The organism is Streptomyces sp. TLI_105, assembly GCF_900105415.1.
Classification (GTDB): domain Bacteria; phylum Actinomycetota; class Actinomycetes; order Streptomycetales; family Streptomycetaceae; genus Streptomyces.
This window is the reverse complement of record NZ_FNSM01000001.1, coordinates 7,269,855-7,290,612: the sequence shown is the minus strand read 5'-3', so window position 1 is coordinate 7,290,612 and position 20,758 is coordinate 7,269,855. Positions and strand designations below refer to the sequence as shown.

Below are 20,758 nucleotides of genomic sequence, written 5' to 3'. Positions count from 1 at the left end.
GTGCCCGATGCGCCGCGGTGAGCGGCCCCGGGTCCTGCTCCTGACCGGCGGTCCGCTGAACGGGGCGGAGGGCGGCGCCCTGCGGCTGGCCGCCGACGTCCTCGGGTCGCTGCCGAACGTGGACTTCGTGTGGTTCGCCCAGGGGCCGAAAGGGCATCGGCCCGCTCCGGAGCACGGACGACCGGTCCGCGTCCTCTCCCGGGACGACGTGCCGCACGCCCCCGAGCGGATGCAGTCCGCGCTCGCCGGGACCCTGTTCGCCCGCCGGGTCGACCTCGTGCACGCCTTCCTGACCATCGGCCGTGCCTTCCCGGCCCTCTCCCGGCTGCGCCCGCTGCTGCTCGGCGGGCGGCCGGTCGTGCACACCGTGCCCGGCGTGACGGACAACCGCTTCCTCGGCCCCTCCCGGCCCCTGGGGACGACGGTCGCCCTCTCCGAGTCGATGGCCCGTCTGCTGCGGGCCGCCGACTTCGGCGACGTCCGTGTCGTCCCGCCGATGATCGCCCTCGACGAATGGCCGTACCTCCCGCGGCCGGAGGGATTCCCCGTGGTCCTGTTCACCGGGCATCACGAGCCGCACGGCGGGGCGGAGACGGCCATCGAGGCGGCGGCGGAGGCCCACCGGGAGGGATCCAGGTTCCGGCTGGTGCTCGCGATGCGGGGGCGCCCGGGGCAGGACAGCGAGGCCCTCGACGAGGCGCTGCGGGAACGGGCCGGGGCGGCCGGACTGCCCGACGTCGAGGTGCGGGGGTACGTCGACGACATGCACGCCCTGCTCGCCTCCGTCCAGGTGCTGCTGTACCCGCCGGTCGTGCTCGGCGGCAGTCCGGACATCCCGTTCACCGTGCTCCAGGCGCTGGCCACGGGCCGGCCCTCGATCCTCAGCGACCTCCCCCAGTTCGCCGACTTCGGCCACGCCGTGCTGCGGGCCCCGGCGGGCGACGGACGCCGCACCGGCCAGCAGCTGGCGTGGCTGCTCGACCAGCCGCGCTCCTGGGACATGCTCGCGGAGCGGGGGCGTGCCCTCGTCGAGGACCACTTCGGCCCGGAGCGCTTCGCCGCCCGGTACGCGGCGCTCTACCGGGAGCTGCTGTCCTGACGGCGGTGGCGGGCGGAGACCGGCCGTGCGGGCGGAGACCGGCCGGCCGCCGGGTGGCGGGCCGGGCGTCAGGCGGCGGGCCGTTCGGCGGTGAGCAGCAGGACGCCGGTGTCCCCGTACTCGGGCAGGGTGCGGTCCTTCGCGAGCCCGACGATCCGCAGCCCGGTGGTACGGGGGGCGAACACGGCCCGCAGGGCGGTCTCGTCGACCGGGCAGGCGGGCCAGACCGGACCGGCCCCGATGCGGTAGCTCGGCATGCGTTCCATGAAGGCGGCGAGGAGCGTGCCGCCGGGGCGGACGGCGCGGACGAAGGCGTCGCAGAGGGCGGTGAACTCGCCGAAGTCCTCGGTGACGCTCTCGGCGACGAAGTTCATCGAGGCGAGGTCGTAGGTGCCGGGGACCAGGTCGTCGACGGTGCCCCGGACGACCCGTACCCGGCGGAGCGCCTCCGCGCAGTCCTCCGGGAGGGCGGGGTCGAGGGAGCGGCACAGGTCGTAGAAGGGCCGCCAGCTGTCGTCGACGCCGTGGGCGAGCTGTCCGCGCAGGTAGCGGACGCTCGCGCCGCTCGGTTCGAGGGCGTCGACGCCGCGGCTGGCGGCGCCCGCGAGCATCAGGGGGTAGAGGTTGGGGCCGGCGCCGAGTTCCAGGGTGCGGGACAGGCCGCCGGGGGCGAAGCGCCGGTAGACGGCGGCGTGGTGGCGGATGACGCCGATGTCGCAGGGGTGGAGCCGACGGTAGTTCTCGGCGAGGTAGTCGGCGACGGGCCAGTCGTTCCAGTCGGCGTCCCGGTTGCGGCGTGCCCGGTCCTCCTCCGGGGGACCCTGCGGGGCCCGGTCCATCACTCCTCCGCCGGCCTGCCGGCCGCGACGGGGCGGGTGGCCGCGGCGAGCTGCAGGGTGAACCGTGCGGCGAGCTCCGTGAGGGTGGCGCACAGCTGGTCGATCTCCTCGTCGGTGTTGGCGGCGGTGATCTGGATGCGGAAGCCGACCCGGTCGCGCGGGACGAGCGGGTAGGACGCGAGCGTCACGTAGATGCCCCGCTCCCAGAGGAACGTGGCGACGGCGTCGAGGTCCTCGGCGTTGCCGAGGGGGATCTCGATGATCGGCAGGCCGTCGGTGTTGGGGGTGTCGATGCCCAGGCCCCGCACATGGGCGAGGACGCGGGCCGTCCTGCGGTACAGGCGGGCCCTGATCTCGTCTCCGCGCTCGTCGTTGAGGTCGAGTCCGGCGAGGGCGGTGGCGAGCGAGGCGGTCGGCGAGGGCCCCGAGTACAGGTACGGGGCCGCCGCCACCTTGAGGTGGTCCTTGAGCCACTTCGGTACGGCGAGGAAGGCGAGCAGCGAGGAGAAGGCCTTGGAGAAGCCGCCGACCAGGACCAGGTCGTCGTAGGTCTCGCCGAGGTGGCGGACGATGCTGTTGCCGCGCGAGCCGTACGGACTGCTCTCGCCGGCGCGCCGCTCCCCGATGACGCCGAAGCCGTGGGCGTCGTCGATGTACAGCAGGGCACCGTTCTCCCGGCAGATCCGGGTGAGGACGGGCAGGTCGGGGAAGTTGCCGGTCATGCTGTTGACGCCGTCCATGCAGACGAGCCGGCCGGCGTCGGCGGGCGCGCCGCGCAGCAGGCTCGCCAGCTCCTCCGGCCGGTCGGCGCGGAAGCGGTGGAGCTCGGCGCCCTGCCCCCGCGCGCCGGCGCAGCCGTCGTACACGGTGCGGTGGGCCTGCGCCTCCACGAAGACCTGCCCGGTGCCGGCGAGGAGCGGGATGACGGACTGGTGGATGAGGGTGATGGTGGGCAGCAGCAGGGTGTCGGGGGCGCCGAGGAGGTCGGTGAGCCGCTCCTCGATGCGGGGGTAGATCCGGGGGCTGCCGATGAGCCGGGACCAGCTGGGGTGGGTGCCCCACCGTCGGACCTCCGGTTCGATGGCCTCGATGATGGCGGGTTCGAGGTCGAAGCCGAGGTAGTTGCAGGAGGCGAAGTCGACGAGCCAGTCGTCGCCGACCCGGATGCGGCGGCCGTCGATCTCGTCGATGACGGCGTCGCACATGAGGCTGGTCCGCTGGAGGTGTTCCAGGTCCCGCCAGCGGGACTCGCGCGGGGGCCGGGAGGTGCTGCGGACGGCCGGGGCGGCACCCGCGAGCCGGACGCTCTGACGGTCGGCGGGCCGGGCGGCCGCGGGCGGGGCGCGGTGCAGGTAGGACTCGGTCTGGTGGGCGGTCATGGGGCGGGCGAAGAGGTAGCCCTGCCCGTAGCGGCAGCCCATCCCGGCGAGCAGCGCCCGCTGTTCCTCGTGCTCGATGCCCTCGGCGACGACCTGGAGGCCGAGGACGTCGGCGATGCGCACGATGCCCTCCACGAGCGCCACCTGCTGCGGGTCGGTGGTGAGGTCGTCGATGAACGACTTGTCGACCTTGAGGACGTCGATGGGGAACTCGCGGAGGTAGCTGAGCGAGGAGTACCCGGTGCCGAAGTCGTCGATGGCGATGCCGACCCCCAGTTCCTTGAGGGCGGACATGGTGGTCCGGATCTGGGCGTCCTTGCGCATGAGGACGCTCTCGGTGAGCTCCAGGACGAGCGAGCCGGGCGCGAGCCCGGAGGAGTGGAGGGCGCGCCGTACCTCTTCGAGGAACCCGGGGTCGCGGAACTGCCGGGCGGAGACGTTCACATTGGCCCGCAGGGGGGTGCCGCCGGGGCGGGCGCGCTGCCAGCGGGCGATGTCGAGCGCCGCGTGTTCCAGGACCCAGGCGCCCAGCGGCATGATGTGGCCGCTCTCCTCGGCCAGGGTGATGAACTGGTCGGGCGGCACCATGCCGCGGCGGGCGTGCGGCCAGCGGACGAGTGCCTCGAGACCTGCCGGGGCGCCGCCGTCCACCTCGACGATCGGCTGGTAGCGCAGGGCGAAGGCGTGGTCGGCGATGGCCCGGTCCATGCCCTCCTGGAGTTCGTGGCGGGCGACGAGCCGGGAGTGGAGCTCGGGGCGGAAGAGCCGCCACCGCTTCTTGCCGGCGGCCTTGGCCGCGTACAGGGCGAGGTCGGCGTGGCCGAGGAGCTCCTCGGCGTGGGCGCTGTCGAGCACGGTCGCGATGCCGACGCTGGTGGACACGGAGACGGCGCCGTCGGTGAGGGGGAAAGGCTGGCTGAGGGTGTGCACGATCTCGGCCGCGAGGGCCTCGGCGTCGCGGGGCTCGCGCGCCCCCTCGATGAGGACGGCGAACTCGTCGCCGCCGAGCCGGGCCGCGGTGTCGGTGAGCCGCAGGACCGAGGTGAGGCGGCGGGCGACGGCGACGAGCAGCTCGTCGCCGACGGAGTGCCCCATGGTGTCGTTGACGACCTTGAAGTCGTCGATGTCGACGAAGAGCATGCAGGTCAGGGTGGACTCGCGGCGGCCGCGGAGCAGCGCCCGCTCGATGCGTTCGAGGAGCAGGACCCGGTTGGGGAGGCCGGTGAGCGAGTCGTGGAACGCCCGGTGGGTCAGTTCCCGCTCCAGTTTCCGCTGCTCGGTGACGTCGCGGAGGGTGAGGACGAGGCCGTGGACGGTGCGCTCGTCGCGCAGGTTGCTGCACCGGACCTCGGTCTCCAGTTCCCCGGAGCCGCCGTGCAGCAGTTTCCAGTCGTCCCGGGCGTCGGCGGCGCCGCGGGCGCGCGCGTCGGCGACGAGGCGCAGGGCGCTCGCCGTGTCGGCGGGGGCGAGGAGTTCGGTGAGCGGCGTGCCGGGGAGCAGGGAGCGGCCGAACATGGACTCGGCCGAGGGGCTGGCGTACCGGACGGTGTCGTCGTCGTCCAGGATCAGGATGACGTCCGAGGTGTTGTGCACGAGGGTGCGGAAGTAGGCCTCGCTGGTGCGGCGGTTGACCTCCTCGCTGAGACCGAAGCGTTCGAGGGCCAGGGCCGCCTGGGAGGCGAGGGACTGGGCGGGGCCCGAGATCTCCGCGAGCTTCTTCTCGGATGCCGCGAAGAGCAGCACGCCGAGCAGCGGCTCGCCTCCGGAGGGGGCCTGGAGCGCCAGGGGGCAGAGCAGGACGTGGGTCTCGGTCGTGATCTCGGCGGCGACGGACGGGTCGAGCCGGGGCAGCGGGAGCAGCCGGGCGCCTTCGGCGACCAGCTCGGACCAGGGGGTGCCACGGGGCCGGATCAGCTCGTCGGTGCGGCAGCTCCAGGGGTGTTCCGCGGTGGCCACGGCGGTGAGGCCGCCGCGGCGGTCCCGGGCGAGGAGGAGGACCTGGTGGGAGGTGCCGGCGCCGAAGAGGGTCGCGGAGGCCGCCTCGACCGCTCCGGCGACCTCGCGGGGGCTGAGGGCGGCTACGAGGGAGGCGGCGGCGACCCTGAGACTGCGTTCGCGGGCCTCGGCCTTGCCGTGGTCGCTCATCATGCCCCAGAGCCGGGCGAGGACCAGCAGGAACATCAGGGCCGAGAAGATCGCGATGACGGCGATGTCCTTGTTCTGCGCGTGGCGCAGCGACTGGAGCAGCAGCAGGCCGGGGGCGACGAGGGAGGCCCCGGCGAGCAGCGCGAGCCGCCGCTCGGCGACGCGCGGGGCCGGTTCGGGGGCGTGCTCGGTGAGGCCGGTCATGGAGGGGTGGAGGGCGGCGAGGCCCCAGGCCGTGAAGAAGACGACCCAGCCGAGGTCCCAGGGGGTGCCGACCTCCCAGGTGCCGTCGAGCTGTTTGATGCCGTAGACGACGTCGGAGGCGAGGATGCCGCAGGTGCCGAGGGTGAGGAGCTGCACGGACCGGGAGCGCAGCCCGCCGGGGACGAGGAGCCGGGCGAGCATCGCGAGCATCAGCACGTCGCCGAGGGGATACGCGATGGAGATGGCCTTCTCGGCCCAGGTCATCCCCTCGCTCCTGGCGAGCGGGGTGATGAGGTTGACCCAGCAGAGCAGCGCGAGCCCCGAGGTGAGGATCAGCGCGTCGAGGACGACGCCGAGGTCGCGGCCGACGGCCCGGTGGCGGATGAATCCGAAGAGGCCGATCGCGAACAGCGGGTAGGTGACCAGGTAGAGGGCGTCCGCGACGGACGGGAAGGGTCTGGTCTGGCCGAAGAAGGCCTCCAGGGCGTTGTAGGCGGTGTCGCCGCTCACGAAGGCGAGGTTGGCGGCGGCGAGCACCAGCCAGGGCCAGCGCCGGGAAGGTCGGTTCCGGTGGACACCGACGAGGATGGCGGCGACGCCGCTGAGCCCGATGAGTGCCCACAGGGTGGTGTGCCGGGCGGGGAACTCCAGGTACGCGATGGTCAGCAGGGTCACGACCAGGAGGTACACCACGGTCCAGGTGCGCAGCGCGCCGGGCGCCTCGGGCGGCCGGTTCGGTCTGCGCAGCGACATCGTCCACCGCCCCCTTGCCAGGTGGGTCGGACGCCGTCGGAGCGCCCTGTTCGCGGATACGGGCCCCGTACGGTGTCCATTCTCCGGGGCGCCCGGGACGGCTGCATCTCGGCACCGACGGAGTCGGCGGGATGGGTGGGCGTCAGGAGGAGGCGCGGACGACGAGTTCGGTCGGCAGCATCCGGCGGGGCTGTTCGTCCGCGTCGCCGGGCGAGGCGATCTCCTCCAGGAGCAGGCGCGCCATGGTGCGGCCCATCTCCTCGATGGGCTGCCGCACGCTCGTCAGCGGCGGGTCCATGAGCCGGGCGACCGGCGAGTCGTCGACCCCGACGAGGGCCACGTCCTCCGGGACCCGGCGGCCCGCCTCGCGCAGGACGCTCCGCGCGCCGGCCGCCATCACGTCGGAGGCGGCGAAGACGGCGTCCAGGTCGGGGCGGCGGTCCAGGAGCTCCCGCATGGCGCGCCGGCCGCCCTCCTCGGTGAAGTCGCCGTTGGCGACGAGCGTCTCGTCGGGCGTGAGTCCGGCCTCCGTGAGGCCCTCGCGGTAGCCGTCGAGGCGGCAGCGGGCCACGTACATGTCGAGGGGGCCGGTGACGGTGGCGATCGCGCGCCGGCCACGGGCGGCGAGGTGGGCGACGGCGGTCCGGCCGGCGCCGGTGTTGTCGGAGTCGACGAAGGCGACGCGCTCGGCCTCGGTGCGGCGGCCGTTGAGCACGGCGGGCAGGCCGAGGGCGCGGACCTGGTCGGGCAGCGGGTCGTCGCCGTGCACGGAGACGAGGAGGACGCCGTCGACGCGCTGCGCGGCGAGGTACTGCTCGAAGCGCTGCCGCTCCTGTTCGCTGCGGATGAGGGTCAGTAGCAACTGCTTGTCCGCGGCGGCGAGTTCGGCACTGACCCCGCGGATGATGTCGAGGAAGTACGGCTCGGCGAAGAGCCGCGCCTCGGTCTCGGGGATCACCAGGGCGACGGCGTCGGTGCGACTGCCGGCGAGGGCGCGGGCGGCCCGGTTGGGGACGTAGCCGAGTTCGGCGACGGCCCGTTCGACGGCGGCCTTGGCCTGTTCGCTCACCTTCGGGGAGCCGTTGATGACCCGGGAGACCGTGCCGCGCCCGACTCCGGCCCGGGCCGCGACCTCCTCGAGGGTGGGCCTGCCGGTCTGTCGCCCGCTCACCGCCATGTGCCGCTTCTCCCCTCGGGGCGCCGCCCCCGCCTGCGTCTCACGCGACGTTCCACGCGAACCTATCAGGCGGGGCGGGGCGCGCCGGGGGTCGTCGGCCGAGCGCTTCAGACGCCGGTCGGGGCGAGCTCGGCCATGGCGCCCCAGCCCTGCTGCGGAACCTCCACGTTGATGATCTCGGGGGTGGCGGCGATGGCGTCGGCCATGGCGGAGAGTCCGGCCGTGAAGTGGTCGGAGGCGACGTGGGCGGCGCCCGCCTCCGCGTCGGCGAAGGCCTCCAGGAGGACGAAGACGTTCGGGTCGTCGACGCTGCGGGACCAGTCGAAGAAGAGGTTGCCGGGCTCCGCGCGGGTGGCGCGCGTGAACTCGTCGACGAGGTCGAGCCAGCGGTCGGCGTGGTCGGGGCGGACGGTGAACCGTACGGCGATGAAGATCATGGGTCCATCCTGCGGCGGCCGGCTGCTGCGGGCGAGCGGGACGGCTCAGGATTCCGGCAGGGTCGGAAAGCCGGGCACGGCACGGGTCAGGGCGGCCCGGATGCCGCCCTGGCGGCGCCCGAACTCGACGGTGGGCAGGGAGACGGACAGGGCGTGCACGATGCCGTCGCCGCGGTCGGGCAGGGCGACGGCGAGACAGGTGTACGCGAGGTCGGCCTCCCCCACGGACACGGCGAAGCCCTGGCCGCGCACCCGGTCCACCTCGGCCTCGAAGCGCTCCGCGCCGGTGATCGTCCGCTCGGTGAAGCGGGCCATGCCGTGCTCCGCCAGATAGCGGCGGCGCAGCGGGCGCGGCAGCGCGGCGAGCAGCGCCTTGCCGTGGGCGGTCGCGTGGGCGCGGGGCTCGGGGCCCGGGGTGAAGGGGTGGCCGGTGTCCGTGACGGGGGCGGTGGTGTCGACGACCGTGATCAGGCCGTCGCGGTAGGCGGTGTGGTACGCCTCGGCGCCCGTGGCCCGCCGCAGCCGGCCCAGGAGTTCGCCGGTCCCGGCGCCGAACCCGTGGTGCCGCTGGTGGGAGCGGTGCAGGGCCGGGACGCGGGGGCCGGGCGCGTATCCCTCGACGGTGCGGACGAGGTAGCCGCGGTCGAGCAGGGGCCCGGTCAGGTGGTAGACGGTCGAGAGGGCGCAACCGAGCTCCCGGGCCAGCGCCTTCGCCCCGACGGGCCGGTCCGCGTCGGCGACGGCGTCGAGCACGGCGAGGGCCCGCTCGACGGACTGGGGGCCGGGGCGGGCGGGGCCGGGGCCGGGGGTGACGGGCATCTCTCCAGCTTAGGCGCGGGGCGGCGGGCGGGGCCGCGCCTCTGTTGCGGGCCGCGCTTCCGTCGACCCGTTGTGGGCTGCGCCCGCCGGGGCGGCGCCCACCCCCATGCCCGTTGCGGGCTGCGCCCGCCGGGGCGGCGCTCCCCGCCCGTGTGGGCAATCGTCCCGCTGGGGCGGGACGGGTGGGCACACGGGACGGCGCCTTCAGCGGCGCGCTCCGCCTTCTGGGCCTGGACCCGCACCGACAGCGGCGGCGCGCAACGGGGTGCGGGTTCAGGCGCGGGAGCCTCTGGCGCCGGCAAGGGCGCCGTCCGTTGTGTCCACCCGTTCCGCCCCGGCGGAACGACTGCCCACAACGGGGGTGGGCGCCGCCCCGCAGGCGCGGCCCACGCGGGCGGTGCCCGCGAGCAGGTTTTCCGGGTTCGGCGGCGCCCGCCCACACCCGTTCGGCCGTACTTTCCGTGGTCGATTCGCCCCACTCCGTATCACCGCAGGTCAAACCGTTCTTATGTGCATAAGACACTCTTTCGGCGTACCGTCGTGTGGTTGCCCCATTCCTCGACGCCCCGGGAGAGCGTGTGCCCCGCTCCAGGACCGACCTTGCCCCGACGCCCCGCGAGGGGCGCCGCCCGCGTCTCCGGACGGCGGCGATCGCGACGGGTGTGGTGGCCGTCGCCGCGGGGGGCCTGTACGTGGCGGGACTGGTCGCCACCGGGGACGACATATCCGCCGGCACCCGGGTCGACGGCGTGGACATCGGCGGCATGAGCCGCGCCGAGGCCCAGGCCAGGCTGACGGCCGCGGCCCCGGCCTCCTGGAAGGCGCCGATACCCGTGCGGGTCGGCGACCGCGCCGCCGCCGTGGACCCGGCCTCCGCCGGTCTGACCGTGGACGTGGCGAAGACCGCAGACCTGGCGGCCGACCCGTCCCGCGACCCCTTCACCGTGATCCGGCGGCTGTTCTCCTCCGGCGAGCGCGAGATCCGGCCGGTGCTCGCGTACGACGAGGCCAAGACCCGGGCCACCGTGGCCGATCTGGCCCAGCGGAACGACCGGGCGGTCCGCGAGGGATCCGTCGCCTTCCGTGACGGCAGGGCCGTCGCGACCCAGCCCGTCACGGGCAGCAAGCTGGACACGGATCGCGCCGCCGAGTCCCTGCGCGCGGCGTACCCGGCCGCCACCGGCGCCGCCGCGGTGACGCTCCCCGTCTCGGTGACCGAGCCCAAGCTGCCCGCCGCCGAGGTGTCCCGCTTCCTCGACACGTACGCGAAGCCCGCCGTCTCCGGCCCCGTGACGCTCACGGCGGGCGCCGAGCGGGTGCGGATCTCCCCCGCCACGCTCGCCGACCACCTCACCGTGAGGAACGACGACGGCCGCCTCACCGCCTTCCTCGACGAGCAGGCCCTGCTGCGCGACCCGGACGTGGCACGTCCCCTCGCCGCGCTGACCAGCGCGCCGGAAGAGGGGTCGCTCGGGGTGCGCGACGGCAGGGTGGTCGTGGAGTCGGAGGGCCGGCCGGGTCACGAGGTGACCGCGAAGGCCCTGGGCGACGCCGTGCGCCCGCTGCTCACCAGGACGGGCGAGGCGGCCCGTACGGCTCCGGTGGCCACCAGGGTCACCGAGCCCGAGCTGACCACCGCCTCGCTGGCCCGGCTGGGCATCACCGAGCAGATGTCGACGTTCACGGTGAACTTCCCCACCGCGCCGTACCGGACGACGAACATCGGCCGGGCGGCCGAGCTCATCAACGGCTCGCTGGTGCAGCCGGGCGAGGTGTGGAGCTTCAACAAGACGGTCGGCGAGCGGACCCCGGACAACGGCTTCGTCGACGGCACGATGATCCTCGACGGCTCGTACCGCTCCGCGCCCGGCGGCGGTGTGTCGGCCATGGCCACCACCGTCTACAACGCCATGTTCTTCGCGGGGGTGCAGCCCGTCGAGCACGGCGCCCACTCCTTCTACATCGAGCGCTACCCGGCCGGCCGGGAGGCGACCGTCGCCTGGGGCTCGCTCGACCTGAAGTTCCGCAACGACACGGGCAAGCCGATCTACATCAAGGCGAGCGCGACGGACTCCTCGGTCACCGTGAGCTTCCTCGGCACGAAGAAGTACGACTCCGTCGAGGCGGTCGCCGGGCCGCGCACCAACCTCACGCAGCCCACGAAGCGCGAGGGCAGCGGCAAGGCCTGTGTGCCGCAGCCGCCCCTGGAGGGCTTCGACATCTCGGTGGACCGCGTCTTCAAGAACGACGGCGTCGAGGTCAAGCGGGAGACCTACAAGACCCACTACACCCCGCGCGACGAGGTGACCTGCGTGCCGACTGCCCAGGAGGGCGACGGCCACTGACGGAAGGGTGTCTTCCGGTATGCCCGGGGCATGACTTCGGAGCGCGGTCCGTCGGTCTCCCGACGGCCCTCCCCGAACCTCCCCGGACCGTCGGAGGCACGCCTTGGCACAGCGCAGCGACCCCTTCGAGCGGCTCCTCGACGAGGCGGCGCGGGCGGGCACGTACCCGGGCGCCGCATGGGCCGTGGGCGACGCCCGTACGACCCTCTCCTCCGGGGCGGTCGGGCTGCTCGACCCGGCCCACCCCGGCGCACCGACGCGCCCGGACACCCTCTTCGACGTCGCGAGCCTCACCAAGATCCTCGCGGTCTGGGCGGTCGTCGGCACGCTCGTCGACGCCGGGAAGCTCGACCTGTCCGCCCCGCTCGGCTCGTACTGGCCCGAGGCCGCGGGCCGGCCGCTCGCCGGGGCGACGGCGCACCACCTCCTCACCCACACCGCGGGCCTGCCGCTCCGCGCCAACCTCCGGCACCTGTACGGCTCCGATCCGCAGGACGTCCGCGACGGCGTCCTCGCCGAGCCCCTGCGGCACCGGCCCGGCGAGGCCGTCGCGTACACCGACCGGGCGGCGCTGGTCCTCGGCTACCTCGCCGAGCACCTCACCCGACAGCCGCTCCCCCGGCTCGCCGAGGACCGGATCTGGACGCCCCTCGCGATGACGGAGACCCGGTACGGGCCGCTGCCCGCCGAGGTCAGGGAGCGGTGCGCGCCCACCGAGTACGACGCGGAGAGGGGCGCCCCGCTCCGGGGCACCGTCCACGACTTCTCGGCCCGGCTCCTCGGCGGCGCCTGCGGGATCGCGGGGGTCTTCACCACCACCGCCGACATCGGCCGGTTCCTGCGCCACCTGCTCGTCCCGGTGCCCGGCACCTTCTCCGCCGAGTGGACGGCCGCCTCGCTGCGCGTCCGCACCGGCCGGCTCCTCCCGCCGCGCGGGCTGTTCTGGCACCCGGCGCCGGGCACGGAACCTGCGGAGGACGTCTGGGCGCACTTCGGCTTCACCGGCACGGCCCTGTGGGTGTCGCCCGCGCGCGGCCGCTGGGCCGTCCTGCTCACCAACCGGCTCCGCCTCACCCGGGACCCAGGCCCGCTGGCCCGGGTCAGGGACGACTTCCGGACCCTCGCCTTCGGCTGACCACCGGGCGAAATCGCCTGACTGCCGAACGAAATCGCCCGGCCGCCGGACGAAATCGAGATGCCGCCCCGGCCCCCGCTCTGCGACCCTGCACCCTGATCGAACGATCTTGGACGGCTCGACACGACGTACGGGGTGCGGACTGATGGGTTTCACGCTGGAAGGGCCACTTCTGGAGGGCGAGTTCGTCCGCCTGGAGCCGCTGGGGCACCACCACGCCGACGGCCTCGCGGAGGCGGCGGAGGAGAACAGGGACTCGTACGGGTTCACCTGGGTGCCGCGCCGGGAGGCGACCGCGGCCTACATCGACGCGCAGCTCGGCCGCGCCGCCGACGGCAGGGTGGCCCCGTACGTCCAGGTCGACCCGGCGACCGGCCGGGTGGTCGGCGCCACCGCCTTCCTGGATCCGCGCCCGTGGCCCTCCGGGGAGGGCCTGTGCGCGATCGAGATCGGCTTCACCTGGCTCGCGGCCTCCGCCCAGGGCACCGGGGTGAACACCGAGGCCAAGTACCTGCTCTTCCGGCACGCCTTCGAGAGCTGGGAGGTGGCCCGGGTCGACCTCAGGACCGACGCCCGCAACGCCCGCTCGCGGGCCGCGATCGCGAGCGTCGGCGCGAGCTTCGAGGGCGTCCTGCGCAACTGGGCCGCCTCCTGGGCCCCGGGTGAGGAGGGCCGCCTCCGGGACTCCGCCGTCTTCTCGATCGTCGCCGAGGAGTGGCCCGAGCGCCGCGCGGCGCTCGAGGAGCGCCTCGCCGCCGTCCGGGAGCGCCGCTCGTCGGCTCAGTGACGGACGTCGTCGATCACGAGCCGGTCGGACGCCGGCGCCTGGGAGGCGAGGGCCCTCAGGCCCTCCAGGCACTCGTCGATCCGCTTGGCGAGGTGGTACCGGCGGGCCAGTTCCAGGCACCACTCCCAGGTCTCGCGGGCCGCGTCCCACTCCCCGACGTGGTGGTGGGCCCGGGCCGTGAAGACGAGGCAGTCGGCCGTGCCCCCGTGGTCGTCCATCCGGAGCCGGATGGCGAGCGCCTCCGCCAGGACCTCGAAGGCCTCGTCGCGGTCCCCGAGGAGGCGCAGCACGTCGCCGTAGTTGGTGAGGGCGGTGGCGAGGAACACCCCGTGCCCGGTCCCTCTGATCAGCTCGATGACCCGCCGGTAGTCCGCGGCCGCCAGGTCCGACTCGCCGCGCATCTTGTGAACGTCCGCGATCCGGCTGAGGATGAGCGCCTCGCCGCGGGGGTTGCGGATCGCGCCGTAGAGATCGCGGGAGCGCTCGGCGTGGACGAGGGCGCGCTCGGAGTCCTCCAGCTGCAGGTACACCGCCGCCATGTTGCCGCGGATCGACGCCTGGGCCGTGAGGTCCGCGCGCTCGGTGAAGAGGTCCAGGGCGATCCTGAGGTGCGCCAGGCAGGCCTCGTTCCGGAAGGCCATGCCGTGGGCGACGGCCGTGCGCCGGTGCAGCCAGGCCTGCCCCAGCCGGTCGTCGTGCCTGCGGGCGATGTCCATGGCCTGCTCCAGGCAGGCGTCCCACTCCCCCGTCCACCAGTGCGTGCTCGCGTGGCCGAAGAGGCCCACGGCGATCCGCCAGGCGATGTCGGAGCGGCCGAGCTCCCCGGCGCGGGTGAGGGCGTCCCGGACGGCCGGCAGCTCCCTCGCGGTCCACCGGATCGCCTCGTCGTCGTCCGCGAACTCGGGCAGCGCCAGGTTCTTCACGGCCTCCCCGCCGAGCGGGGGTGGGGACTGCGTCTCGCGGGTGGCGACCAGCGTCGCCGCCGCGAGGGCGGCGGCGTACCAGGAGAGCAGCCGGGTCAGGGCCGTGGTGCGCTCCTGCTCGGTGTCCTCCTCGTCCCGCTGCGCCGCGTACTCGCCGAGCAGGTCGTGCAGCAGGTACCGGTCGGGCTCGGGGTTGAGGACGAGGTGGGCGTCGGCGAGGACGTCGAGGACGACGGCGGCCCGGGCCTCCGTGACGTCGAGGAGCGCCGCGGCGGACTGCGGGGTGACCGCGTGGGCCGGCCACACCCGCCCCAGGAGCCTGAAGGCGCGGGCGGCCTCGCGCTCCAGGGGCTGCTCGCTGTCCCGCATGGCCACGTAGCTCATGGCGAAGGTGCGGCGGACGTCGAACTCCCCCATGGCGAGGGTCTCCAGCCGGCCCTGGTGGGGGGTGAGTCGTTTCGCCAGGAGCGCGAGGGGCCAGGAGGGCCGGGAGGCCAGCCGGCCGCCGACGATGTGCAGGGCGAGCGGCAGGCCTCCGCAGGCGGCCATGATGGCGGCCAGGGCCGCGGGCTCGCTCCGTACCCGCTCGGCGCCGGCGAGCTTGGCGAGGAGCGCGTACTGGTCGGGCTCGGGCAGCGGGGACAGCGGGACCCTGGCGGAGCGCGGCAGGTCGGCGAGCAGCTGGCGGCTGGTGATCAGGGCGGCGCTGTGCCCGCCGGCCGGCAGCAGGGGTGCGACGTGGGCGGCGTTGCGCGCGTTGTCGAGGACCAGGAGCACGCGGCGCTCGGCGAGCGCCGACCGGAAGAGGAGGGCGCGGTCATCGGTGTCCTCGGGCAGGGCGTCCTGGCGGACGCCCAGGTCGGACAGGAACCGGGCGAGCAGTTCATGGGCCGTGCGCGCGCCGCCGGCGCCGTAGCCGCGCAGGTCGGCGTAGAGGGCGCCGTCCGGAAAGGCCTCGCGCACCCGGTGCGCCACGTGCATCGCGAGAGCGGTCTTGCCGACCCCGCCCATGCCGGAGATCACGACGGCCCGAGCCCGAGCGTCCCCGCTCCGAACCCCACCGTCCGCACTCGCACCCGCGTGACCGGCTCCGCCGGGGTCCGCGCCCGTGCGGCCGACCGCGCGGAGGCCGCCGCTGCCGCCCGTACCACCGGCTCCGCCAGGGCCGGCACCCGTGCCCGTACGGCCGGCGCCGCCCGGGTCCGCGCCCGTGCCCTCGGCCGCGCCGGGCCCGGCGCCCCGGTCCAGGGAGGCGACCGCTCCAGGGGGTTCCGGCTCGGGCTCGTCGTCCTCGGGTCGTACCCCCAGCAGCGCCAGTACGGTCGCCGCCTCGTTCTCCCGGCCCGTGAAGGCCTCGCTCTCGCAGGGCAGCTGGAAGGGCGGGCGGGCCGAGGCGGGACGGGGGGCGGGGTCGGGCGCGGGTTCGCCCGCGAGCATCTCCGCGTAGGCCTCCTGGACGGCGGCGCCGGGTTCCGTGCCGAGCTCGTCGACCAGGTTCCGGCGCAGCCGGTGGAAGACGGAGAAGGCCTCGGCCTGGCGTCCGGAGCGGTGAAGGGCGAGCATGAGGCGCCGGTGGAAGCCCTCGCGCAGCGGGTGCTCCCCCGCAAGGGTGGCGAGCGGGGCGACGGCCTCGTGGTGGCGGCCGAGGCACAGCTCGGCGCCGAAGCTCCATTCGAGGGCCTGGAGGCGTGCCTCCACGAGCTGGTGGACGCGGAGCGCGGGCCCCTCGGTGTCGGAGAAGGGGGCGAGGTCCGCGAGGGGGGTGCCGCGCCATAAGGACATGGCGAGGGCGGCCTCCCGGCGGACCGCCTCCCAGTCCTCCCGCTGGTGCGCCTGCCGCACGGCCCGGACCCGGGCCTCGAAGGCGTCGGCGTCGAGTTCGTCCTCGTGGACGATCAGCTGGTAGCCGGGGGCGACGGTGCGCAGCCGCTCGTCGGTCCCGCCGTCGGCGGCGGCGAGGACGCGGCGGAGCCTGGTGAGGTGGTTGGCGAGGGCCGCGTCGGCGCTGGCGGGGATCGAGTCGCCCCAGAGGGCTTCCTTGAGGGCGTCCCGGGAGACCGGGCGGTTGGCCTGGAGCAGCAGTGCGGCGAGGAGGACGCGGACCTTGGGGCCGGGCACCGGCCGCAGCTCCGTCCCGTCGTGGACGACGAGTGATCCGAGCAGCCCGAACTTCACCACCATGCCCCCGCATCCTGGTAGGTGGGTCCGCCCGACCGCGGCGGCTCCCGACGTGACCCATCGTACGGTTCGGCACCCCTTGATTGATCAAACCGACCGGGGGTTACCATATGAGCGCCGCCTAGCTCGAAAGATAATCTTGTGACTGTCAATGACGACTCGTTCACCAGCTGGAAGAACCGCGAGGAGATCGCGGAGTCGATGATCCCGATCATCGGGAAGCTGCACCGGGAGCAGGACGTCACCGTCCTGGTCCACAGCCGCTCCCTGGTGAACAAGTCGGTGGTCAGCATCCTCAAGACCCACCGCTTCGCCCGGCAGATCGACGGCGAGGAGCTCTCGGTCACCGAGACGCTGCCGTTCCTCGAGACGCTCACGACGCTCGACCTGGGCCCGTGCCAGATCGACATCGGCGTGCTGGCCGCCGACTACAAGACCGACGACCGCGGTCTCTCGGTGGCGGAGTTCACCGCCGAGGCCGTCGCGGGCGCCATCGGCGAGAACAAGATCGAGCGCCGTGACGGACGCGACGTCGTCCTCTACGGCTTCGGCCGCATCGGCCGCCTCGTCGCCCGTCTCCTCATCGAGAAGGCCGGCTCCGGCAACGGTCTGCGCCTGCGCGCGATCGTCGTCCGCGGCGGCGGCGACCAGGACCTCGTGAAGCGCGCCTCGCTGCTGCGCCGCGACTCCATCCACGGCCAGTTCCAGGGCACGATCACGGTCGACGAGGCGAACAGCACCATCGTCGCCAACGGCAACACGATCAAGGTGATCTACGCCAACGACCCCTCCGAGGTCGACTACACGGCGTACGGCATCGACAACGCCATCCTCATCGACAACACCGGCAAGTGGCGGGACCGCGAGGGCCTCTCCAAGCACCTGCGCCCCGGCATCGACAAGGTCGTCCTGACCGCGCCCGGCAAGGGCGACGTGCCGAACATCGTGCACGGCGTCAACCACGACACGGTGAAGCCGGACGAGCAGATCCTGTCCTGCGCCTCCTGCACCACCAACGCGATCGTCCCGCCGCTGAAGGCCATGGACGACGAGTACGGCGTGCTGCGCGGCCACGTGGAGACGGTCCACTCGTTCACGAACGACCAGAACCTGCTGGACAACTACCACAAGGCCGACCGCCGCGGCCGCTCCGCGCCGCTCAACATGGTCATCACGGAGACGGGTGCCGCCTCCGCCGTGGCCAAGGCGCTGCCCGACCTGAAGGCGCCGATCACCGGCAGCTCGATCCGCGTCCCTGTCCCGGACGTCTCGATCGCCATCCTGAGCCTGCGCCTGGGCCGCGAGACCACCCGCGAGGAGGTCCTCGAGTACCTCCGCGACGTCTCGCTGCACTCGCCGCTGAAGCGCCAGATCGACTTCACCACGGCCCCCGACGCCGTCTCGATGGACTTCGTCGGCTCGCGCCACGCGTCCATCGTCGACGCCGGCGCGACCAAGGTCGACGGCGACAACGCGATCCTGTACCTGTGGTACGACAACGAGTTCGGCTACTCGTGCCAGGTCATCCGGGTCGTCCAGCACGTCTCCGGCGTGGAGTACCCGACCTTCCCGTCCCCGGCGGTCTGATCTCCGGCACGCCCGACGGCACGGCGGCGCGCCGCACCCCCCATCTCCGGGGGTGCGGCGCGCCGCCTTTTCGCCCCCACCGGGGCCGGCGAACCGATCACGGTCCGCCGACGTCCCTCCGGCCATGGAGACGCTCACCCACGGGATACGTCAGCTGCTGCGCTTCGCGCTCCTGGAGGCGCGCTGCTGCGCCTTCGCCGTCGCGCTCGTCGGCGGCATCGCCGTCTCGGCCCTGCTGCCCGACCTGCCGGTCGCCCGCTACGACCTGCTGCTCCTGTACGGCGTCGGGCTCACCGTCCTCGCGTGGAAGGTCGGCTGGGACACCGGCCGGGACGTCGCCGTGATCGCCGGGTGCCATGCCATCGGCCTCCTCTTCGAGCTCGTCAAGGTGCGGATGGGCTCGTGGAGCTATCCGGAGGACGCCCTGACGAAGTTCGGCGGCGTGCCGCTGTACGGCGGGTTCCTGTACGCGGCGCTCGGCAGCTACGTCTGCCGCGCCTGGCACCTGTTCGACCTGCGGCTCACGGGCTACCGGCCCCGGATCACGGCGGTCCTCGCCGGGGCCGTGTACGTGAACTTCTTCAGCCACCACTGGCTGCCCGACGCCCGCTGGGCCCTGGCCGCGCTGCTGCTCGCCGCGACGGCGGGGACCTGGGTCCGGTTCCGGATCGGCGAGAGCGACCACCGGATGCCCCTGGCCCTGTCCTTCGTCCTGATCGGCTTCTTCCTCTGGGTCGCCGAGAACGCGGCCACGTACGTCGGCGCCTGGAGCTACCCGGACCAGCTGAACGGCTGGCAGCCGGTCTCCCTCACGAAGTTCGGAGCCTGGGCGCTGCTCATCACGGTCACGTTCACCCTCACGGCCCGGAGCGGCCGCGGACTCGGGGCCGATGCGCCCGCCCGTACCGGCGTCCGGACCGGCTCAACAAAATGATCAGGAAAACCGGACATTTTTCGTGCACGGCCGTCGAGGCCGTGCTAGAGTCGAGACCAGTTGCAGTTGTGGTTCCCAATGCTTACAAGTGCCTTCGACGATTCGACATCGTCAGGCACTTGATGTGTTTTCGGTGCAGTTTTCCGGACGGGGCAATCATCACGGCGACGCCGGGATCCGCACAGTGCGGCTCCCAGGGCTACGCCCCGAAGGAGATATGACATGGCTACTGGCACCGTGAAGTGGTTCAACTCGGAAAAGGGCTTCGGCTTCATCGAGCAGGAGGGTGGCGGCCCGGACGTGTTCGCCCACTACTCCAACATCGCCACCTCCGGCTTCCGTGAGCTCCAGGAAGGCCAGAAGGTGACCTTCGACGTCACGCAGGGCCAGAAGGGCCCGCAGGCGGAGAACATCCTCCCCGCCTGACGTTGACACGTCCGACGCGGCCGGGGTCCCCACCCGTGTGGTGGGGGCCCCGGCCCGTCGCGTTTACCGGACTTCTCCACGGACCAGGTGCCGCATGAACACCACGCCCCACAAGGACGCCTCCGCGGCGGCCGTGACCTTCGCCGCCTTCGACCTGCCGGCCGACCTGCTCGCGGAGCTCACCCGCCGCGGCGTCGAGACGCCCTTCCCGATCCAGGCCGCCACGCTCCCGGACGCCCTCGCGGGCCGCGACGTCCTCGGACGCGGGCAGACCGGCTCCGGCAAGACGCTCGCGTTCGGCCTGCCGCTCCTCGCCCGCATCGCCGGGCGCCGGGCCGAGGCCCGCAAGCCGCTCGCCCTGGTCCTGGTCCCCACCCGCGAGCTGGCCCAGCAGGTCACCGACGCCCTCGCCCCGTACGCCGAGGCCCTGAAGCTCCGCCTGGCGACCGTGGTCGGCGGCATGTCGATCGGGCGTCAGGCCGGCGCGCTGCGCGACGGGGCCGAGGTCCTGATCGCCACCCCCGGCCGGCTCATGGACCTCGTCGAGCGCAAGGACTGCCGTCTCGACCGGGTGTTCGTCACCGTCCTCGACGAGGCCGACCGGATGGCCGACATGGGCTTTCTGCCGCAGGTCACGGAGCTGCTCGACCAGGTGCCGCAGGGCGGCCAGCGGATGCTGTTCTCGGCGACGCTCGACCGTGACGTCGACGAGCTGGTCGAGCGCTACCTCCAGGACCCGGCCGGCCACTCGGTCGATCCCTCGGCCGCCGCCGTCTCCACCATGGAGCACCACGTGCTGCACGTGCACGGCGCCGACAAGTTCGCCACGGCCACGGAGATCGCCGCCCGTGAGGGGCGCGTGATCATGTTCCTGCACACCAAGGCCGCCGTCGACCGCTTCACCAAGCACCTCCTCGGCAGCGGCGTGCGGGCGGCGGCGCTCCACGGCGGCAAGTCGCAGCCGCTGCGGACCCGCACCCTGGACCGCTTCAGGACCGGCGAGGTCCCCGTCCTGGTCGCCACGGACGTGGCGGCGCGCGGCATCCACGTCGACGAGCTCGACCTGGTCGTCAACGTCGACCCGCCCGCCGACTCCAAGGACTACCTGCACCGCGGCGGGCGCACCGCCCGCGCGGGCGAGTCGGGCCTCGTCGTCACGCTGGTCACGCCCGAGGAACGCCGCGACGTGGCCCGCCTCATGACGGAAGCCGGCATCCGGCCCCGCGAGACCCGGGTCCGCTCCGGCGAGGCCGAGCTGACCCGCATCACCGGTGCCCGCAAGCCCTCGGGCGTGCCGGTCGAGGGCAGCGCGCCGAGCCAGGAGGGCGACCGGCGCGGCGGGGCTGCCTTCCGGGGCATCGGCACCGTCCCGGGCCGCCCGGGCCGGGCGAAGAACGAGTCCCGCCGGGCCGCCGAGGCGCGCAAGACGGCGGAGGCCCGCCGGGCGGCGAAGATCCGGCGGGGCGGCTGACCGGACGGCTCGACGCGTCCCGAAGACAGGACCCGGACACGGCTCCCCCCTCGTCGGCCCGACGGGCGGTCAGACTCCCCTCGTCGGCCCGACGGCCGGAGCCTGAACTCCGGCCGCTCT

14 protein-coding genes are annotated in these 20,758 nt (G+C 73.8%); 8 read left to right on the top strand and 6 right to left on the bottom strand.

Annotation, left to right across the window (positions count from 1 at the left end; translation table 11 throughout):
- Positions 1-7: 7 nt before the first annotated feature.
- Entirely contained in the window at positions 8-1,099 is a 1,092-nt protein-coding gene (locus tag BLW86_RS33265; RefSeq protein WP_093877453.1) for a glycosyltransferase family 4 protein, read from the top strand.
- A gap of 68 nt (positions 1,100-1,167) precedes the next feature.
- Here BLW86_RS33265 and BLW86_RS33260 read toward each other — a convergent pair whose 3' ends face one another.
- The 5 genes from BLW86_RS33260 to BLW86_RS33240 form a co-directional block, all read right to left on the bottom strand.
- On the bottom strand, positions 1,168-1,938 hold the full coding sequence (locus tag BLW86_RS33260) for a methyltransferase (RefSeq protein WP_093877452.1): 771 nt from the start codon (positions 1,936-1,938) through the stop codon (positions 1,168-1,170).
- Positions 1,938-6,419, bottom strand: a complete 4,482-nt coding sequence (locus BLW86_RS33255) for an aminotransferase class I/II-fold pyridoxal phosphate-dependent enzyme (RefSeq protein ID WP_256341500.1) — start codon at positions 6,417-6,419, stop codon at positions 1,938-1,940. The genes BLW86_RS33260 and BLW86_RS33255 overlap by 1 nt, the downstream gene beginning before the upstream one ends.
- A 142-nt stretch (positions 6,420-6,561) precedes the next feature.
- Complete coding sequence (locus tag BLW86_RS33250) at positions 6,562-7,596, bottom strand: LacI family DNA-binding transcriptional regulator (RefSeq protein WP_093877451.1); 1,035 nt, start codon at positions 7,594-7,596, stop codon at positions 6,562-6,564.
- Between the two features lie 107 nt (positions 7,597-7,703).
- Entirely contained in the window at positions 7,704-8,033 is a 330-nt protein-coding gene (locus tag BLW86_RS33245) for a putative quinol monooxygenase (RefSeq protein WP_093877450.1), read from the bottom strand.
- 45 nt (positions 8,034-8,078) lie between these two features.
- Positions 8,079-8,852, bottom strand: coding sequence for an IclR family transcriptional regulator (locus BLW86_RS33240; RefSeq protein WP_093877449.1), 774 nt, complete (start codon positions 8,850-8,852; stop codon positions 8,079-8,081).
- Between the two features lie 578 nt (positions 8,853-9,430).
- On the opposite strand from BLW86_RS33240, the gene BLW86_RS33235 reads away from it, so the two are divergent.
- The 3 genes from BLW86_RS33235 to BLW86_RS33225 all read left to right on the top strand — a co-directional run bounded on the left by BLW86_RS33235 (position 9,431) and on the right by BLW86_RS33225 (position 13,119).
- Positions 9,431-11,197, top strand: a complete 1,767-nt coding sequence (locus BLW86_RS33235) for a VanW family protein (RefSeq protein WP_093877448.1) — start codon at positions 9,431-9,433, stop codon at positions 11,195-11,197.
- Positions 11,198-11,300: 103 nt separating this feature from the next.
- Complete coding sequence (locus tag BLW86_RS33230; RefSeq protein WP_093877447.1) at positions 11,301-12,332, top strand: serine hydrolase domain-containing protein; 1,032 nt, start codon at positions 11,301-11,303, stop codon at positions 12,330-12,332.
- A 145-nt stretch (positions 12,333-12,477) separates the two neighbouring features.
- Entirely contained in the window at positions 12,478-13,119 is a 642-nt protein-coding gene (locus tag BLW86_RS33225; RefSeq protein WP_093877446.1) for a GNAT family N-acetyltransferase, read from the top strand.
- Here the strand turns inward: BLW86_RS33225 and BLW86_RS43440 are convergent.
- On the bottom strand, positions 13,113-16,223 hold the full coding sequence (locus BLW86_RS43440; protein ID WP_256341499.1) for an AfsR/SARP family transcriptional regulator: 3,111 nt from the start codon (positions 16,221-16,223) through the stop codon (positions 13,113-13,115). The two genes, BLW86_RS33225 and BLW86_RS43440, sit on opposite strands and share 7 nt — an antisense overlap.
- 138 nt (positions 16,224-16,361) lie before the next feature.
- On the opposite strand from BLW86_RS43440, the gene BLW86_RS33210 reads away from it, so the two are divergent.
- From BLW86_RS33210 to BLW86_RS33195, 4 genes are all read left to right on the top strand, one after another.
- The gene (locus BLW86_RS33210; RefSeq protein ID WP_093877445.1) at positions 16,362-17,807 is read left to right on the top strand and encodes a glyceraldehyde-3-phosphate dehydrogenase; all 1,446 of its coding nucleotides are present in this window, start codon (positions 16,362-16,364) and stop codon (positions 17,805-17,807) included.
- Positions 17,808-17,931: 124 nt separating this feature from the next.
- Positions 17,932-18,741, top strand: a complete 810-nt coding sequence (locus BLW86_RS33205) for a DUF817 domain-containing protein (RefSeq protein ID WP_093877444.1) — start codon at positions 17,932-17,934, stop codon at positions 18,739-18,741.
- A 222-nt stretch (positions 18,742-18,963) separates the two neighbouring features.
- Positions 18,964-19,167 (top strand): cold-shock protein, encoded by a 204-nt coding sequence (locus tag BLW86_RS33200; RefSeq protein ID WP_033201600.1) that lies wholly within the window; start codon positions 18,964-18,966, stop codon positions 19,165-19,167.
- A gap of 94 nt (positions 19,168-19,261) precedes the next feature.
- Positions 19,262-20,638 (top strand): DEAD/DEAH box helicase, encoded by a 1,377-nt coding sequence (locus tag BLW86_RS33195; protein WP_093877443.1) that lies wholly within the window; start codon positions 19,262-19,264, stop codon positions 20,636-20,638.
- The last annotated feature ends 120 nt before the right edge of the window (positions 20,639-20,758 follow it).

Bases quoted from the DNA above. Each gene is read 5' to 3' on its own strand.
- BLW86_RS33265 (WP_093877453.1), top strand. From the start codon at position 8: ATGCGCCGCGGTGAGCGGCCCCGGGTCCTGCTCCTGACCGGCGGTCCG.
- BLW86_RS33260 (WP_093877452.1), bottom strand. From the start codon at position 1,938: ATGGACCGGGCCCCGCAGGGTCCCCCGGAGGAGGACCGGGCACGCCGC.
- BLW86_RS33255 (WP_256341500.1), bottom strand. From the start codon at position 6,419: ATGTCGCTGCGCAGACCGAACCGGCCGCCCGAGGCGCCCGGCGCGCTG.
- BLW86_RS33250 (WP_093877451.1), bottom strand. From the start codon at position 7,596: ATGGCGGTGAGCGGGCGACAGACCGGCAGGCCCACCCTCGAGGAGGTC.
- BLW86_RS33245 (WP_093877450.1), bottom strand. From the start codon at position 8,033: ATGATCTTCATCGCCGTACGGTTCACCGTCCGCCCCGACCACGCCGAC.
- BLW86_RS33240 (WP_093877449.1), bottom strand. From the start codon at position 8,852: ATGCCCGTCACCCCCGGCCCCGGCCCCGCCCGCCCCGGCCCCCAGTCC.
- BLW86_RS33225 (WP_093877446.1), top strand. From the start codon at position 12,478: ATGGGTTTCACGCTGGAAGGGCCACTTCTGGAGGGCGAGTTCGTCCGC.
- BLW86_RS43440 (WP_256341499.1), bottom strand. From the start codon at position 16,223: ATGGTGGTGAAGTTCGGGCTGCTCGGATCACTCGTCGTCCACGACGGG.
- BLW86_RS33205 (WP_093877444.1), top strand. From the start codon at position 17,932: ATGGAGACGCTCACCCACGGGATACGTCAGCTGCTGCGCTTCGCGCTC.
- BLW86_RS33200 (WP_033201600.1), top strand. From the start codon at position 18,964: ATGGCTACTGGCACCGTGAAGTGGTTCAACTCGGAAAAGGGCTTCGGC.
- BLW86_RS33195 (WP_093877443.1), top strand. From the start codon at position 19,262: ATGAACACCACGCCCCACAAGGACGCCTCCGCGGCGGCCGTGACCTTC.